Genomic DNA, 15,890 nt, shown 5'->3' with positions numbered 1-15,890 from the left:
TCATCTTTTATAAGAGATAATCATCAATAACCTTCGTTAAAAATTATATATGTAAATGTAAAAGAGTTCAACCGTATTGCTTCTTTTCGAAAAAGTATGTAAAAAGAACCGCTTCTTACTAAGAAGCGGTTCTTTTTTATATTTCTGTTAAAATAATCGGTTCGCCGCGAGTTACGACAACTGTATGTTCACATTGTGCAACAAGGCTTTTATCAGGTGTAACGAATGTCCAACCATCATCGCCACGTTCGATAATATGATCAGCTTTCATAGAAATGAATGGTTCTACAGCGATCACAAGACCGTCTTTTAGAAGCGCATTATCTATTGGATCAAAGTAGCTTAAAATGTGATTTGGTGCTTCATGTAAGCTCAGACCAATACCGTGACCAGTCAAGTTTTGAATCACATTGTATCCATTTTTATGTGCAAAGTTTGAAACAGCACGCCCAATTTGGTTTTGTTTTGAACCAGCTTTAACTTTTTTCATTGCTGCCCAAAATGCATCAACAGCTGCTTGGCAAAGCTTTTCTTTTGCTTCATCTTCTCCAAGTACAAATGAAATACCTGTATCTGCATAATAACCATCAAGTGCAGCAGATACGTCGACATTTACAAGGTCGCCTTCTTTTAATGCACGATCTCCGGGAATACCGTGAGCAACTTCTTCGTTTACACTGATGCAAGTTACGCCAGGGAAATCATATTCTTTTTCAGGTGCAGAAATAGCACCATGCTCATCTAATATTTTTTTACCAATCAAATCTAGCTCTTTCGTTGTCATGCCTGGCTTTGCTTGTTTTTTCATTTCTTCACGTGCAAGCGCAACGATGCGGCCGATTTTTCGTAAGCCTTCTAAATCTTGTTCATTACGAATAATCATGAAAACCACTGTCCTTCCTCGAATATATATCTTACCCGATTGTATCATGTTTATTTTCGTCCTGCTACTCGCTTGCAGTATGCGGGGGGATTCGTCTCATAAGGAATACATGACAATTGTCATATCGATGTTATGACGCATCATACTGTTTCCTAAGTTTTCCAAATAATACAATGTAAATATAAGAAACAGCGGGGGTGGAGAGATGGAAAAGATTATTGAAGTAAATAGTGTTTCTAAAACATTTAAACATAAAAACGCAGTAAATAACGTTTCATTTCATGTGAATAAAGGAGAGATCGTAGCACTGCTTGGACCGAATGGTGCAGGGAAAACGACGACGATGTCGATGATGCTTGGATTAAAGGATCCGACGGAAGGAACTGTTTCTATATTTGGAAAGAGTCCAAAACATAGAGATGTTCGTAATAGCCTCGGCGCGATGCTACAAGAAGTAAGTGTCATTGATAGCATTACAGTCGAAGAGGCAATTGAGTTATTCCGTAGCTATTATACGAATCCGGTAGCGAAAGAAACGTTACTACAGTTATCAAATTTAAAATCGGAGCGAAAGCAAAGATGTGAGAAATTATCAGGTGGGCAAAAAAGAAGATTGAACTTTGCGCTCGCACTTGCGGGAAATCCGGATTTACTATTTTTAGACGAACCGACAGTTGGAATGGATATTACGTCTCGAAGAACATTTTGGGAAACAATTCGAAAGTTAGCAAGTGAAGGGAAAACGATTATTTTAACGACGCACTATTTAGAAGAAGCGGATGCGTTGGCGAATCGTATTTTATTGTTTGCGAACGGAAAGATTATCGCAGATGGTACACCGGATGAGATGAAGGCGACGATTTCGCGAAAAACAATTACGTTTTATTCGAAGGAAAGTATTCCTACAAGATTGCTAAAGGAATTACCATATGTAACAGAAGTACAGTCAAACGAAGGGCACTTCACTTTAACAACTGAAGATACAGATGCAACTTTAAAGGCGATTTATCAAAAGAATTTACCTGTAACAGATGTTTCAGTTGAACGTGGAAGTCTTGATGAAGCATTTGAACAATTTGTCTCAAATCAGAAGGGGGAAATCGCATGAGAGCGTTTTTGATGCAATGTAAGATGGAGATATTACGTACGTTTCGCAATAAATTATTTATCTTTTTTTCATTATTAATGCCAGTTATGTTTTACTATATTTTCACAAATGTTGTTCAAGTGCCACAGAACGGGAATGAATGGAAAGCTCACTATTTAATTTCTATGACTTCATTCAGTATTATTGGAACGGCACTTTTTAGCTTCGGTGTTCGTCTTTCTGAGGAAAGACAAAAAGGGTGGGCACAACTGTTGAGAATCACACCTTTGCCAGAAGGGGCATATATTTCTGCAAAAATTGTTTCACAAACAGTAGTAAATGTATTTTCAATCGTAGTTATTTTTATAGCAGGTATTTTAATTAATGATGTTCAGTTAACGTTTGGTCAATGGATAGGCGCTGGTTTATGGCTATTACTAGGTGTAACACCATTTTTAGCGCTTGGATCGATAGTCGGTTCTATTAAAAAGGTTGATGCAGCAGCAGGATTAGCAAACATTTTAAATATGTGTTTAGCAATTCTTGGTGGTCTATGGATGCCGATTGAAGTATTCCCGAAAATATTAAGATCTATCGGTGAATGGACACCAACATACCACTTTGGAAGCGGTGCATGGGATATTGTAGCTGGAAAATCAGTTGGTTGGGAAAATATCGCGGTATTAGGAGGTTATTTCCTTATATTTGTTGTAATATCAATATATATAAGAAAAGGACAGGAAGCGGTATAAATGATAGAGAAGAAGAGGATTGAAATTTTTCCGAAACATATGGGTTTCTTCCCGTATATGTGGTTTGTTTATCTATTATTTCCAATTTACCATTTAGCGCAGGCATCAGGGTGGAAGCTTGTAATGGGAAGCGGTATGTTGATAGTTTTTATCATCACATACCGTCAGCTTTATTTTGTGCAGAGGACGTTTGTTTTTTGGGCATGTATCCAAATGATACTCATCTTTTTATTTGCTTTATTTTACAATCCTTTCATGATATTCTTTGGTTTTTTCACGGCAAGTGCGATGGGATTTACGCCAAATAAGAAAGTATTTCGAGTACTATTATGTTTGTTAGTTATAATGCTTGGGGCATTTTTATTTGTAAATATGAATCAACTAACGACTACAAGTTTAGTAAATATTGTTCCAATGTTTATTTTAATGCTTCTTACACCATTTGGTATGCGCAACTTTAATCAGAAAAAGATGTTAAGAAATCAATTAAATGAAGCGAATGAACAAATTAAAGACTTAGTAAAACGTGAAGAACGGCAGCGGATTGCAAGGGATCTTCATGATACGTTAGGGCACACGTTATCACTCATTACTTTAAAAAGTCAGCTTGTGGAGAAGTTAATTGTAAAAAATCCGGAGCGTGCAAGTGCGGAAGCGAAGGAAATTACACAAACATCTCGTACCGCTTTAAAGCAGCTAAGGGAATTAATTTCTGATATGCGCATGATTACAGTAGAAGAAGAGCTTGAGCAAATAAAAGCAATCTTACAAGCTGCTAATATTGGATTAGAGATCAAACAAGAAACGAGTGCGAGTTCGTTATCACCCATTGAACAAAATATTTTAGGAATGTGTTTACGTGAGGCTGTGACAAATGTTGTAAAGCATAGTAAGGCAACGCGTTGCACAGTTTCTGTACTAGAATTACAAGGCGAATTAATTTTGATAGTAGAAGATAACGGAATTGGCTTAGCAGATCAAAACCATGATGGAAATGGCATTCGTGGCATGAAAGAGCGAATCGCTCTTATTGATGGATTTGTTGAAATGGGTACGATTAATCCAGGGACACTATTAACAGTAAAAGTTCCAGTTGTTATTCGAACAGGAAAAGATGAGGTGAGGGTATGATTCGAATTATTATTGCAGAAGATCAACGGATGCTTCGTGGTGCATTAGGGGCCCTGCTTGATCTAGAAGATGATATTGAAGTAATTGGGCAAGCTGCGAACGGGGAAGAGGCGCTAAAACTAATTGAATCGTTAAAGCCTGATGTAAGCATTATGGATATTGAAATGCCAATTCAAAGTGGATTAGATGTTGCGGAAACATTAAAGAAAGAAAAATCAGCATGCAAAGTAATGATTTTAACAACATTTGCGCGCCCTGGATATTTTGAACGAGCAATGAAAGCTGGGGTGCACGGATATTTATTAAAAGATAGCCCAAGTGAAGATTTAGCCGCATCAATTCGCAATGTAATGAAAGGAAAACGGGAGATCTCTCAAGATTTAATGTTCGGCTTATGGCAGGAGCAAAATCCTTTATCGGATCGCGAAAAAGAAGTATTGTTACTTGCGAAAGAAGGAAAGACGGCAAATGAAATTGCGAAGGCACTTTATCTTTCACCTGGTACAGTACGTAATTATATTTCTGAAGTATTAACGAAGCTTGATGCGAAAAATAGAATTGAGGCAATTACAATTGCGGAAGAAAAGGGATGGATATGAAAAGAAGTTTACCTATGAGTGGTAAACTTCTTTTTCTTGTAATTCCGTCTCGGTTGCATCACCTAGAATTTGAACTATATCGCGTAATTTAGATTTCACTTCATTTTTCGACAAAAAATTTGTTATAGTAAGATTAGGTTGTTGATCTAAATTTTGAACAACTTTACCACTAACAGTTGTGATTACTCCATTTTTATCTACTTTTACAATGAGATTTTGGCCATATACTTTATAGTTTTTGTAAGTTTGTGCAGGGCGAACTTCGGTTTGATTTTCTTTTGTTTCTTTATTTGTAGGTTGGAAATCTACATTTTTTTCAGTAGTGACTTGTTCTTGTTGAGCTTTAGCCCCGTTTACCTCACCTTTTAAATACTTTTTCGCAATATTTTCTTTCGTATCATTTTGAGGTTCTGTTAATTTCCCAATTGTTAAACCAGGCTGAGCAATTTCAACTTTCACTTCATTTTTATTTAATTCTTGGGCATGAATAGCTTCTGCTGATAAAGGATAAAGAAGACCGAATGTAACGAAAGCACGGGCAAATTTTCTATAATTTATCTATAAAATTACTAGTCTATTATATTATGTGAGATGGATTGTATGAAAAATTTGCCGAATTTTATATATATTATGCATTATTTCATATCAAAAATTGTCGAATTCACATTATTGTAGTGGTATGACAACTCAAAAAATTAGATTGTTATAATGGGATGGTGAGTAAGTATGAACGCAGAAAAATTAGGAAATGAAATAAAGAAAATTAGGGTGATGAGAGGATTAACACAAAAACAGTTGTCTGATAACATATGTCATCAATCGGAAGTGAGCAGAATTGAAGCAGGCGCAGTATACCCAAGTATGGATATATTGCAAGGTATTGCAGCAAAATTACAAGTTCCCATTACTCATTTTTATGAGGTACTCATTTATTCTGATATTGAGAGGAAAAAGCAGTTTAAAGATCGAATTCAAGTATTGAGCAAGAAAAAAAAATATGATGAAATTTATAAAATTGTTTCAAATGAACTTAAGAAAGAAAAATCCCATCCAGAATTTAATCAGTTTCTTCTTTGGTACTATTACTTATCTGCATATGTTTTGAAGAAACTCGATTTTGAATATTGTATTTTAGAGTTAAAAAAAATTGTACATCAATCATATGGAGGGGTAGATGTATTTCAAGATTTATATATTGAAAATTCTATTGCAATCATTTATGCAGAAAACGATCAATTGGACAAAGCAATGACACTATTCCGAGAAATTTTAAAACAGTTAGAATCATTTAACAATAATCAAGTATTTATAGTTAAAGTTCGATATAACTATGCAAAAGCTTTATGTTTGAGTAATCATTTTGAAGATGCACTATATCAATTGAATGAAGCAATTGAGACTTCCTGTCATATAGGAAGTATGGAGTTAATTGGGCATTTATATTACCAAAAGGGTGAGTGTCTGGAGAAATTAGATTATGCATCAAATGAAATTAAAGAAGTTTATGAAAAAGCTTCTTTATTCTTTGATTTATTAGATTTGCATTCATATAAAGCGGCTGTATTAAAGAAAAAGAAATATTTAAATTAAGGTTGGTTCCGATATGCATATTTGCATATTTTACAAGTATATTTTTGTGATATATTTACAAGAAAAAACATAGGGTGATAAATATGAAGAAATTTCTTGTTTGTAGTTTAGTAGCCGTTGCAATGTTGTCTGGTATTGCCTTTGGAGTAAGTCAAGAGCAAGTGCTAATAAATCAGCAAGATCAAGTACAATTAGCTCGTGATATACCGTTTGAACATTAAAAAACAACCGTCTTACTTAGACGGTTGTTTTTTTGTGGAGTAACCTCCAAACATCTTTACTAGAAACAGGCTTGCTAATAAAGAACCCTTGAATGTTGTCACAGTTTTGCTCATATAAAAACTTCCATTGTTCCTCGGTCTCTACACCTTCCGCAATAACTTCTAAATGTAGTTCTTTTGATAGTGTAATAATAGAAGAAATAATCGCTTCCTCTAAAGGGCTAGTTGTAATGCCGCAAATAAATTCTCGAGCAATTTTTAATGTGTTAATTGGATATTTTGTTAAATAAGCTAAAGAACTATAACCAGTTCCAAAGTCGTCGATTGAAATTTGAATACCGAGATTTTGAAGCTGTTCTAACTTTGCAACTACAGATTGATTTTGATTAATTGCGATACTTTCCGTAATTTCAATATCTAATGCTTCTGGTTTTAGCTCTGTTTCTTCTAATACTTTTGAAATGGTTGGGATTAAATCTGCATGGTTAAATTGAACAACAGATAAATTCACACCAACTTTCAAGTGAGAAAAACCTTGATTATGCCACCTTTTTGCCTCTAAGCAGGCGGTACGTAAAATCCAATTTCCAAGCTCAATAATAAATCCGGTTTCCTCCGCTAGCGGAATGAACTGGGCAGGGGATACGATACCGAGTTTTGGATGTTTCCAACGAATTAATGCTTCAAAGCCGATAATTTGTTTTGTTTTTGTGCTTACTTGTGGCTGGTATTCAAGGAAAAATTCATTTTGTTGTAATGCTTTTGAAAGTTCTCCTTCTAAGAAGTTACTCTCATTTTGAGCAATACTCATTTCTTTTGAGAAGAAAACGAATCTGTTTTTTCCATTTGCTTTCGCGCGATACATAGCCATATCAGCATTTTTCATTAATTCTGTTACATCTGTTCCATAATCAGGGTACATTGCAATTCCGATACTTGGTGTAATAGACAATTCTTCATCTTTAATGAAGAATGGTTTGTTTAAAATGGTTAAAATCTGTTCAGCTATAAATATTGCACTCTTTTCTGAGTACATATCTGGTAATAAAATTGTAAACTCATCTCCGCCTTGGCGAGCAACGACATCCTTTGAACGCAAGCAACTGCGTAACCTTTTTGCTACTTCAATTAATAATAAATCTCCGACGTCGTGACCAAGTCTATCGTTAATTTTTTTGAATCGATCTAAATCAAGGAACATGATGGCAACATCATTTGCACTAGTTTGAGCTGTGTTTAAAATGTCTTTTAAATCCTTTTCAAACTTTCGACGATTTGGTAATCCAGTAAGTGCATCATGAAAGGCTAAATGTTCTACTTGTTTTTGTTTTTCATATAAAGTTGTAATATCACGTGCTATGCCGAACATCCCAACAACTTCTTTGTTTATGAAAATAGGGATGAGTGTAATGTGAAGATAATAGTAATAGCCTTCTTTTTCTTTTGTGCGAACTTCTAAGGTTTGTGGTCTACCTTCTTTTGTTATTTGTAAAGCTTTCTGTAGTAAATCATGGTCTTTTGGATCAATAAAGTGTAAAAGGGAGTAGCTTTCTACTTCACAATAGTAGGCAGTAAATAAGCTTTCACAAGCTGTATTAGATTGTTGGAAAATACCATTCATATTTAAAGAGAAAACAGCATCGGGATGATCTTCAAATAAAGATTTATAGCGTTGTTCACTTTTGGATAATGCAAATGCACCTTCTTCAACTTCATCTTCTAGTTGTGTAGTCAGCTGTTCATATGTATCGATTAATACTTTATTATCTTTCCACATGTAAAGTTGTCGTAGGAATAATAAGATGAGTGATAATACTAGACCGATTAACATGAACTTATCATCCCAAGGTTGAAAGAGAATAAAAGAAAAAGTAATGATTATACTAAAATAAGGTAATATAAAGCGCACATAATCAAATCGATAATATTTTGTTTTCGTTTCATGCTGTATTGGTTTATCTAAAATATATAGTATGGACGACAAACCAATTAATAAAATTGAAGCGGTATGTATTAAATAAGAGACTTCAGCAGAAGTTTGCATTCCTATGTTTAACTGGAACAACTGTATATATCCGTAAACGAGAATGATAGTAAAACCAATAATTAATGAAATTCTACTAGAAGAATATTGTTCTCTTCTATATAGGCTAATAACGGCGTAAATTACTAATGATTGTGCGATAAAGTATCCGATTAAAACCCACGTACCCTTTGTTAGCATATTGAAGCTTGAAAGGTCCAAAATAAAAGTTAAGGTAAAATAAATATTCATAATAACGATAAAGATACTATCGAATGAAAATTGGGCAAGGCCTCTAATAGAGTAATGTTTTATGAACTTTATAGCAAAGCCAGAAAAGAGTAAAATATATTGTATGATGAAAAAAGGTAGTGCCTCATATGAGAATATGACTTGATTACATATAGAAAGTGAATGAAGAAATAAAGTTATCTCCATAGCCAATCCACATAGGCAAGTGCATAATAATAACACCCAAAATAATTTATCACCGCGTTTCATCTTCTTAATTGCTTTATATGAGCAATAACAAGAAAAGATTGCAGCAAAACAAAATAAGAAAAGGATTCCAATTTCTTTTATATTCCACTCATTTGGAATAAAGAATATCCAAAGAGAAAATATACAAATATAAATTATGACAAATTGTACATATTTTTTTTGATTAATCATATTATGACTCCGTTTCAATAAAGTTGAATCTCAGGGGGAAAATGCTAATTTAAATAATAGCATATAAAATAGGAACATTTTTACTATAAGAATTACTTTTTTAAAAAAAAGCACAACATTACAATTTACCATTGTAGCGTTGCGCTTTTTATTCTTTTTATCCCTCTTATAGAGGATAATTCATGTATGAATTGCAACATTGCTAAATCTTTCTGTTTACTTTCAATCATAATATCGAAATTATGATTGTTTTTTTTAGCAATGTGTAAGAAAGGCTTAATAAACTCTAAATCAATATATTCAGCGTGAGCCCTAAATTCTTTTTTGGATTTAGGGGAGGAAATGTGAACTTTAGGAGGGATATTTGTATGTGACCAAGTTTCAAAAATTGCAGGAAGTAACACTTCTAGCGGTTCCTCGCAAAGGTTTGCCATGTGATGATGATAATCAAATACGAAAGGGATCTTTTCTTTTTGGCAAATAGATAAAGTTTCAGCAGTTGTATATGTTTTATCATCGTTTTCAAGTGTCATTTGCTTTTTTATATGTGCAGGAAGTTTTTTTATGTTTTCATGGAAACGTCCAATTGCTTTTTCTTTATTTCCATAGGCACCACCTACATGGATGTTAATATAAGAAGTATCTGCAATTCCTATTGCATCTAATACCTTATAATGATAGGTCATATCTGTAATAGCGTTAGTTGTAATATGTGGCTTGTCGCTTGTGAATAGGGTAAATTGATTTGGATGAAAACTTACTCGTAAATTGTGTTCTTTAATTAATGCCCCGATTTTACGCCAAAGCGGTGTAAATGTCCCGATATAATCAAACTCGACTTCGGGATGTGTTGCAAGCGGGACAATGGAAGATGACATGCGATATAATGGGATTTCATGCGCTATATTGTAATGAAGAATACGTATTGTATGCTCAAGATTCTGCCTTGTAACATCGTATAATTTATCTTCTCGCTCTTGTTTACTGAGCTTTTGAAAGCTTGTAAATGTCATCGTTTTAGCCGGAGAACAGTTCCAGAGTGCCATTGCATGTGAGACATATCCGAACCGCATAATCATAATGAATACACCTCTTTTATTTATAGGAAGAAAGCAAGTATCGTTCCTATCCATTCTTTTCCTCTATCAATAAGAGAAAGTGGGCTAACATCTTCAAAGGAAAGTAATGACGCGTTTTCTAGATCTTCATGGAATTTGCTTTTTACTGCTTGTATAAAATGTTTATCATATAAAATGCAGTTGATTTCATGGTTAATATATAAACTTCTCATATCAAAGTTTGCAGTTCCGATATCACAAATATAATCATCCACTATAATAACTTTAGCGTGAAAAAAACCTTGTTGAAATGCGTAAATATTACACCCGGCTCGTATTAACTTTCGGCAATATGGGAACTTCGCTTCTCGAACAAGGGCGTGATCAGCTTTTTCTGGAACGAGAATCGTAATTTGAACCCCACGTTTGCGTGCTTTTAATAATGCATTCATAATTTTTTTTCCCGGAATGAAATAGGGTGTACCGATAAAGAGTTCCTTTTTTGCCCCTTCAATTAAATGTAAAAAAGTATGTTGTAAATACGCACCATCAGTCGGAATAAATTGATGTTGGATAGTGCCGGGTTGCTGTTTCGGAAAATAAAGAGAAGCATTCAATAAATTTTGGTTTGTATCATCAAACCAGTCATGTAAAAATTGTTTTTGTAAATCTTGTACTCCTTCGCCTGTAAGACGTAAATGATAGTCTCTCCATAATCCTAATCGTTCATTATGTCCCAAATACTCTTCACCAATATTAAATCCTCCGATATAACCAATTTTTCCGTCAATGACTGTAATTTTTCTATGGTTTCTTTGATTTGCAGAGAAGAAAGGTAAAGGAAACTTTACTTTGTGACAAAATGAAAAAGAGATACCATGTTTTTGCAGGGAGCGAATTGCCTCGTTTGATAAATAGTGGCTTCCCAATCGATCGAGTAAAAGTCTTACTTCAATTCCTTCCTTTGCCTTATCGATCAGTAACTTTAAAAATTCACGACTGATTTTATCGTTTTTTACAATGAAGAACAAAACGTGCACATGGCGTTTCGCCTGTTTTATATCAGTAAATAGGGCGTCATACAAATCTTTTCCGTATGTATAAAGGTGAAAATCACTTTGACGTAAAGGGAAAGAACGAGAATGTACACGCTTTAAATGAACAATTCTCCCATAAGAAAGGTCGATTACAATCCACAGAGCACTGCCTATTAACAAGAGAGATAAGAAGAACATGAGTAAATTCCCTCCTTCACGGTCTTTTCACCATCAGTTGTGTATAAATCATACTTACACTTTATCCCGTTATTTGCGGGCTAATAATGAGTAGGGAATGAATAGCTTCTTACTCATTAAAGTTTCACTTTATAGTTTCACCGAAATAAACAGCTTTATGAAAAAATATGTTGTTGTATAACAAAAAACTGTTGACTGAATGCTCACTCATTATATAATAAAGGTAGGGGAAAAATTCAGAAAATTATATGTTTTCGAAGATTCTAAAAAAAGAAAGAGGGCTTACAAAGAGAGGGGTAGCATAAAAATGAATAGCTTACTGATCATTAATTGGCTGGCTGCCATTGCTGTTATTGCTTATGCGGGATATTTGTTTGTATATCTTATACGAACGAGGATGGCCTACATACAGTTAGGAAAAAAGATTGAATTTGACCGTCGTTTTAAAGAGCGTTGGGATCTTCTTAAGGTCAATGTTTTCGGTCAAAAAAAGCTGCTGAAAGATAAGAAGAGCGGCATTATTCACGTTATGTTCTTTTATGGATTTATTCTTGTCCAATTTGGAGCAATTGACTTCGTTTGGAAAGGACTCGCACCAGGATCACATCTTCCACTTGGACCACTATACCCTGCATTTACATTCTTCCAGGAAATTGTCACACTTGTTATTTTAATTGCAGTCTTTTGGGCTTTTCATAGACGTTATGTCGAGAAGCTAGTTCGTTTAAAACGTAATTTCAAATCAGGCCTTGTTCTTATCTTTATTGGTGGCTTAATGATTTCTGTGCTACTCGGTAATGGGATGGGAATTATATGGCACGGCGAGGAGCTTTCATGGAGTGAACCAATCGCTTCTGCAATCGCTTACGTTTTCTCAGGGATAAATGAAACCGTAGCCATTTCTGTGTTCTATTTCTCTTGGTGGGTGCATCTACTAATTTTGTTAACGTTTTTAGTGTACGTACCACAATCAAAACACGCGCATTTAATTGCAGGACCAGCTAACGTATTCTTCGGTCGTCTTTCAAATCCAGGGAAACTTGAAAAAATTGACTTTGAAGATGAAACACAAGAAACATTTGGTGTCGGTAAAATTGAAGACTTTAGACAAAATCAGCTTATTGATTTATACGCTTGCGTAGAGTGTGGTCGTTGTACAAATATGTGTCCGGCAACAGGAACAGGAAAAATGTTATCGCCGATGGATTTAATTTTAAAACTTCGCGATCATTTAACTGATAAAGGAGCGGCTGTAACGTCAAAAGCACCGTGGGTTCCAGTAGTTGCTTTTAATAATACACAAGGAAATCAGTTAGCGATGATGGCAGCTGGGAAAGGGCAGCAAGAATCAGCAGCTACAGCACTCGCTTACGATCCGAGTTTAATCGGAGATGTTATTACAGAAGAAGAGATTTGGGCATGTACAACTTGCCGTAACTGTGAAGACCAGTGTCCGGTTATGAATGAGCATGTTGACAAAATTATTGATTTACGCCGCTATCTCGTTTTAACAGAAGGAAAGATGGACGCGGAAGCGCAGCGTGCGATGACGAACATCGAGCGTCAAGGGAATCCGTGGGGTCTAAACCGTAAAGAGCGTGAAACATGGCGCCAAGGTGACGATGAAGTAACAGTTCCAACTGTAAAAGAAAAATCGAAAGCTGGCGAGGAGTTTGAATATTTATTCTGGGTTGGTTCGATGGGATCATACGACAATCGTAGTCAAAAGATTGCGATATCGTTTGCAAAGTTAATGAACGAGGCAGGCATTTCATTCGCGATTCTCGGTAATAAAGAAAAGAACTCTGGAGATACACCGCGCCGCCTTGGAAATGAATTTGTATTCCAAGAGATGGCGACAAAGAATATTGAAGAATTTGAAAAAGCAGGAGTGAAGAAAATCGTTACGATTGACCCTCATGCTTATAACACATTTAAAAATGAGTATCCAGACTTTGGCTTGCAAGCAGAAGTCTATCATCATACAGAACTGTTAGCTCAGTGGGTGAAAGAAGGACGCTTAAAACCTGTTCACGCTATTGAGGAAACAGTTACGTACCATGATTCCTGTTATTTAGGAAGATACAACGAAGTATATGAAGCACCACGTGATATTTTGAAAGCGATTCCTGGCGTGAATCTTGTGGAAATGGCACGTAACCGTGAAACGGGAATGTGTTGTGGCGCAGGTGGTGGCTTAATGTGGATGGAGGAAACGGCAGGTTCTCGTATTAACGTTGCTCGTACAGAACAAGCATTAGCTGTGCAACCATCCATTATCGGTACAGGTTGTCCATATTGCTTAACGATGATTAGTGATGGGACGAAAGCGAAAGAAGTAGAAGAGAAGGTTCAAACTCTTGATGTAACAGAGATTTTAGAACGCTCTGTTATCGGACAGAAGAAAGAAGCAATGTAATCTGCAAGCATGTATACAAATTTAGAGAGAGGTGCAATGATTGCACCTCTTCTCAACGTAAGAATACCGAGCGAGCGCTCAGCGCTAATAAAAAAATGGGGGAAATAGACATGAGTAAAACAGTTATTTTAAGTGCTGCAAGAACACCGGTTGGGAAATTTGGAGGATCTTTAAAAGACGTAAAAGCAACAGAACTTGGAGGAATTGCGATTAAAGCGGCGCTTGAAAGAGCAAATGTTTCTGCTAGTGATGTTGAGGAGGTTATATTCGGAACGGTTATTCAAGGCGGACAGGGGCAAATTCCATCGCGTCAAGCTGCGAGAGCTGCTGGAATCCCTTGGGAAGTGCAGACGGAAACAGTGAATAAAGTTTGTGCTTCAGGGCTTCGTGCGGTTACGTTAGCGGATCAAATTATTCGTACTGGTGATCAATCACTGATTGTAGCTGGTGGAATGGAATCAATGAGTAACAGTCCTTACATTTTGCGTGGGGCAAGATGGGGATACAGAATGGGTAACAACGAAGTTATCGATTTAAACGTGGCAGACGGTTTAACATGCGCATTTTCAGGGATACACATGGGCGTTTATGGCGGAGAAGTTGCGAAGGAAGATGGGATCTCTCGCGAAGCGCAAGACGAATGGGCATATCGTAGCCATCAACGCGCGGTTTCAGCGCATAAAGAAGGACGTTTTGAAGAGGAAATTGTACCCGTAACGATTCCGCAAAGAAAAGGCGATCCTATTGTTGTTGCAAAGGATGAGGCACCGCGTGAAGATACAACGGTTGAAAAATTAGCGAAACTAAAACCTGTATTTGATAAGAAAGCGGCGGTGACGGCTGGTAATGCGCCAGGACTAAACGATGGTGGTGCTGCACTTGTACTAATGAGCGAAGACAGAGCGAAGCAAGAAGGAAGAAAGCCGTTAGCGACAATTTTGGCGCATACAGCAATTGCGGTGGAATCTAAAGATTTCCCAAGAACGCCAGGTTATGCAATTAATGCATTGTTGAAAAAAACAGGCAAGACAATTGAAGACATTGATTTATTCGAGATTAATGAAGCATTTGCAGCGGTAGCGATTGCAAGTACAGAAATCGCAGGGATTGATCCAGAAAAACTGAATGTAAATGGCGGCGCAGTGGCAATGGGGCATCCGATTGGAGCAAGCGGTGCGCGCATTATCGTTACACTTATTCATGCACTGAAGCAGCGCGGCGGCGGAATTGGAATTGCTTCTATTTGTAGCGGTGGTGGTCAAGGCGATGCAGTGATGATTGAAGTTCACTAATTAAGATTAGAAGGTATATAGTTTATTAAAAATTAAGGGGGAAGAAGAAATGAGTGTACAAAAAATTGTTGTAATTGGTGCGGGACAAATGGGATCGGGAATCGCGCAAGTATGTGCAATGGCAGGATATGATGTGAAGGTACAAGATTTAAAACAAGAGCAATTAGATAGAGGATTGGCTATCATTACGAAAAACTTAGCGCGCCAAGTAGAAAAGGGACGCATGAAGGAAGAAGAGAAGGAATCGACATTAAATCGTCTTACAGTAACGCTTGATTTAGATTGTGTGAAGGAAGCGGATCTTATTATTGAAGCAGCTGTTGAGAAAATGGATATTAAAAAGAAAATCTTTGCGAATTTAGATGAAATTGCTCCAGAACACACAATTTTAGCGACAAATACGTCATCTCTGCCAATTACAGAAATTGCAGCAGTAACGAAACGTCCGGAAAAGGTAATCGGTATGCACTTTATGAATCCTGTTCCAGTTATGAAGCTTGTTGAAATTATTCGTGGTTTGGCTACAGATGATGCCGTATATGAAACGATTGAAGATATTACGAAGAAAATTGGGAAAGTACCAGTTGAAGTAAATGATTTCCCAGGGTTTGTATCGAACCGTATTTTATTACCGATGATTAACGAAGCAATCTATACGCTATATGAAGGTGTAGCGACGAAAGAAGCGATCGATGAAGTGATGAAACTCGGTATGAATCACCCGATGGGTCCTTTAACGCTCGCTGATTTTATCGGTTTAGATACATGTTTATACATTATGGAAGTGTTGCATGAAGGCTTAGGTGATAGTAAATATCGCCCATGTCCATTACTACGTAAGTACGTAAACGCAGGATGGTTAGGACGTAAAACAGGTCGTGGTTTCTACGTTTACGAATAAATCCCCCTTTGTTACAAAATAGTGGTC

At 36.1% G+C, this 15,890-nt stretch carries 13 protein-coding genes and 1 pseudogene; 9 read left to right on the top strand and 5 right to left on the bottom strand.

Annotated elements, in window-relative coordinates; genetic code table 11:
- Nucleotides 1–136: 136 nt before the first annotated feature.
- Nucleotides 137–931: a type I methionyl aminopeptidase gene (map, locus tag V7S50_RS22085; protein WP_242254182.1), complete on the bottom strand. Its 795-nt coding sequence runs from the start codon at nt 929–931 to the stop codon at nt 137–139.
- A gap of 157 nt (nt 932–1,088) precedes the next feature.
- Between map and V7S50_RS22080 the strand changes: the two genes are divergently transcribed.
- Genes V7S50_RS22080 through V7S50_RS22065 form a run of 4 tightly spaced genes read left to right on the top strand, consistent with a single transcriptional unit; the run spans nt 1,089 to nt 4,452 of the window.
- Nucleotides 1,089–1,991 carry an ABC transporter ATP-binding protein gene (locus V7S50_RS22080; protein ID WP_242254184.1) on the top strand — a complete coding sequence of 301 codons (903 nt, stop codon included), beginning with the start codon at nt 1,089–1,091 and terminating at the stop codon, nt 1,989–1,991.
- Nucleotides 1,988–2,722: an ABC transporter permease gene (locus tag V7S50_RS22075; protein ID WP_242254186.1), complete on the top strand. Its 735-nt coding sequence runs from the start codon at nt 1,988–1,990 to the stop codon at nt 2,720–2,722. The genes V7S50_RS22080 and V7S50_RS22075 overlap by 4 nt, the downstream gene beginning before the upstream one ends.
- A complete protein-coding gene (locus V7S50_RS22070) occupies nt 2,723–3,853 on the top strand; it encodes a sensor histidine kinase (protein WP_242254188.1) in 1,131 nt (376 codons plus the stop codon). It abuts the gene before it with no gap.
- Nucleotides 3,850–4,452 carry a response regulator transcription factor gene (locus tag V7S50_RS22065; RefSeq protein ID WP_000619254.1) on the top strand — a complete coding sequence of 201 codons (603 nt, stop codon included), beginning with the start codon at nt 3,850–3,852 and terminating at the stop codon, nt 4,450–4,452. Before V7S50_RS22070 ends, V7S50_RS22065 begins: the two co-directional genes overlap by 4 nt.
- A gap of 12 nt (nt 4,453–4,464) precedes the next feature.
- Here the strand turns inward: V7S50_RS22065 and V7S50_RS22060 are convergent, their stop codons facing one another.
- On the bottom strand, nt 4,465–4,836 hold the full coding sequence (locus tag V7S50_RS22060) for a bacillolysin (protein WP_313897241.1): 372 nt from the start codon (nt 4,834–4,836) through the stop codon (nt 4,465–4,467).
- 342 nt (nt 4,837–5,178) lie between these two features.
- Between V7S50_RS22060 and V7S50_RS22055 the strand changes: the two genes are divergently transcribed.
- Together V7S50_RS22055 and V7S50_RS22050 are read left to right on the top strand one after the other, a co-directional pair.
- Entirely contained in the window at nt 5,179–6,042 is an 864-nt protein-coding gene (locus V7S50_RS22055; protein ID WP_063222538.1) for a helix-turn-helix domain-containing protein, read from the top strand.
- A gap of 83 nt (nt 6,043–6,125) precedes the next feature.
- Nucleotides 6,126–6,263 (top strand): quorum-sensing peptide PapR, encoded by a 138-nt coding sequence (locus V7S50_RS22050; RefSeq protein ID WP_063222537.1) that lies wholly within the window; start codon nt 6,126–6,128, stop codon nt 6,261–6,263.
- 16 nt (nt 6,264–6,279) lie between these two features.
- Here the strand turns inward: V7S50_RS22050 and V7S50_RS22045 are convergent, their stop codons facing one another.
- The 3 genes from V7S50_RS22045 to cls all read right to left on the bottom strand — a co-directional run bounded on the left by V7S50_RS22045 (nt 6,280) and on the right by cls (nt 11,251).
- Nucleotides 6,280–8,958, bottom strand: a complete 2,679-nt coding sequence (locus tag V7S50_RS22045; RefSeq protein ID WP_242254190.1) for a DUF4084 domain-containing protein — start codon at nt 8,956–8,958, stop codon at nt 6,280–6,282.
- Between the two features lie 125 nt (nt 8,959–9,083).
- A complete protein-coding gene (gene uvsE, locus V7S50_RS22040; RefSeq protein WP_242254192.1) occupies nt 9,084–10,037 on the bottom strand; it encodes a UV DNA damage repair endonuclease UvsE in 954 nt (317 codons plus the stop codon).
- Between the two features lie 20 nt (nt 10,038–10,057).
- On the bottom strand, nt 10,058–11,251 hold the full coding sequence (cls, locus tag V7S50_RS22035) for a cardiolipin synthase (protein ID WP_242254194.1): 1,194 nt from the start codon (nt 11,249–11,251) through the stop codon (nt 10,058–10,060).
- 307 nt (nt 11,252–11,558) lie between these two features.
- Between cls and V7S50_RS22030 the strand changes: the two genes are divergently transcribed.
- The 3 genes and pseudogenes from V7S50_RS22030 (at nt 11,559) to V7S50_RS22020 (ending at nt 15,863) form a co-directional block, all read left to right on the top strand.
- Complete coding sequence (locus V7S50_RS22030; RefSeq protein WP_063222533.1) at nt 11,559–13,670, top strand: heterodisulfide reductase-related iron-sulfur binding cluster; 2,112 nt, start codon at nt 11,559–11,561, stop codon at nt 13,668–13,670.
- Between the two features lie 9 nt (nt 13,671–13,679).
- Nucleotides 13,680–14,962 (top strand): annotated as a pseudogene (locus V7S50_RS22025) (acetyl-CoA C-acetyltransferase).
- 49 nt (nt 14,963–15,011) lie between these two features.
- On the top strand, nt 15,012–15,863 hold the full coding sequence (locus V7S50_RS22020) for a 3-hydroxybutyryl-CoA dehydrogenase (RefSeq protein WP_242254196.1): 852 nt from the start codon (nt 15,012–15,014) through the stop codon (nt 15,861–15,863).
- Nucleotides 15,864–15,890: the final 27 nt, after the last annotated feature.

Source organism: Bacillus sp. CCNWLW194, assembly GCF_037120585.1.
Lineage (GTDB): Bacteria > Bacillota > Bacilli > Bacillales > Bacillaceae_G > Bacillus_A > Bacillus_A basilensis.
Note: the sequence above shows the minus strand (reverse complement) of the source record. Positions and strands in the feature narration are given on the sequence as shown.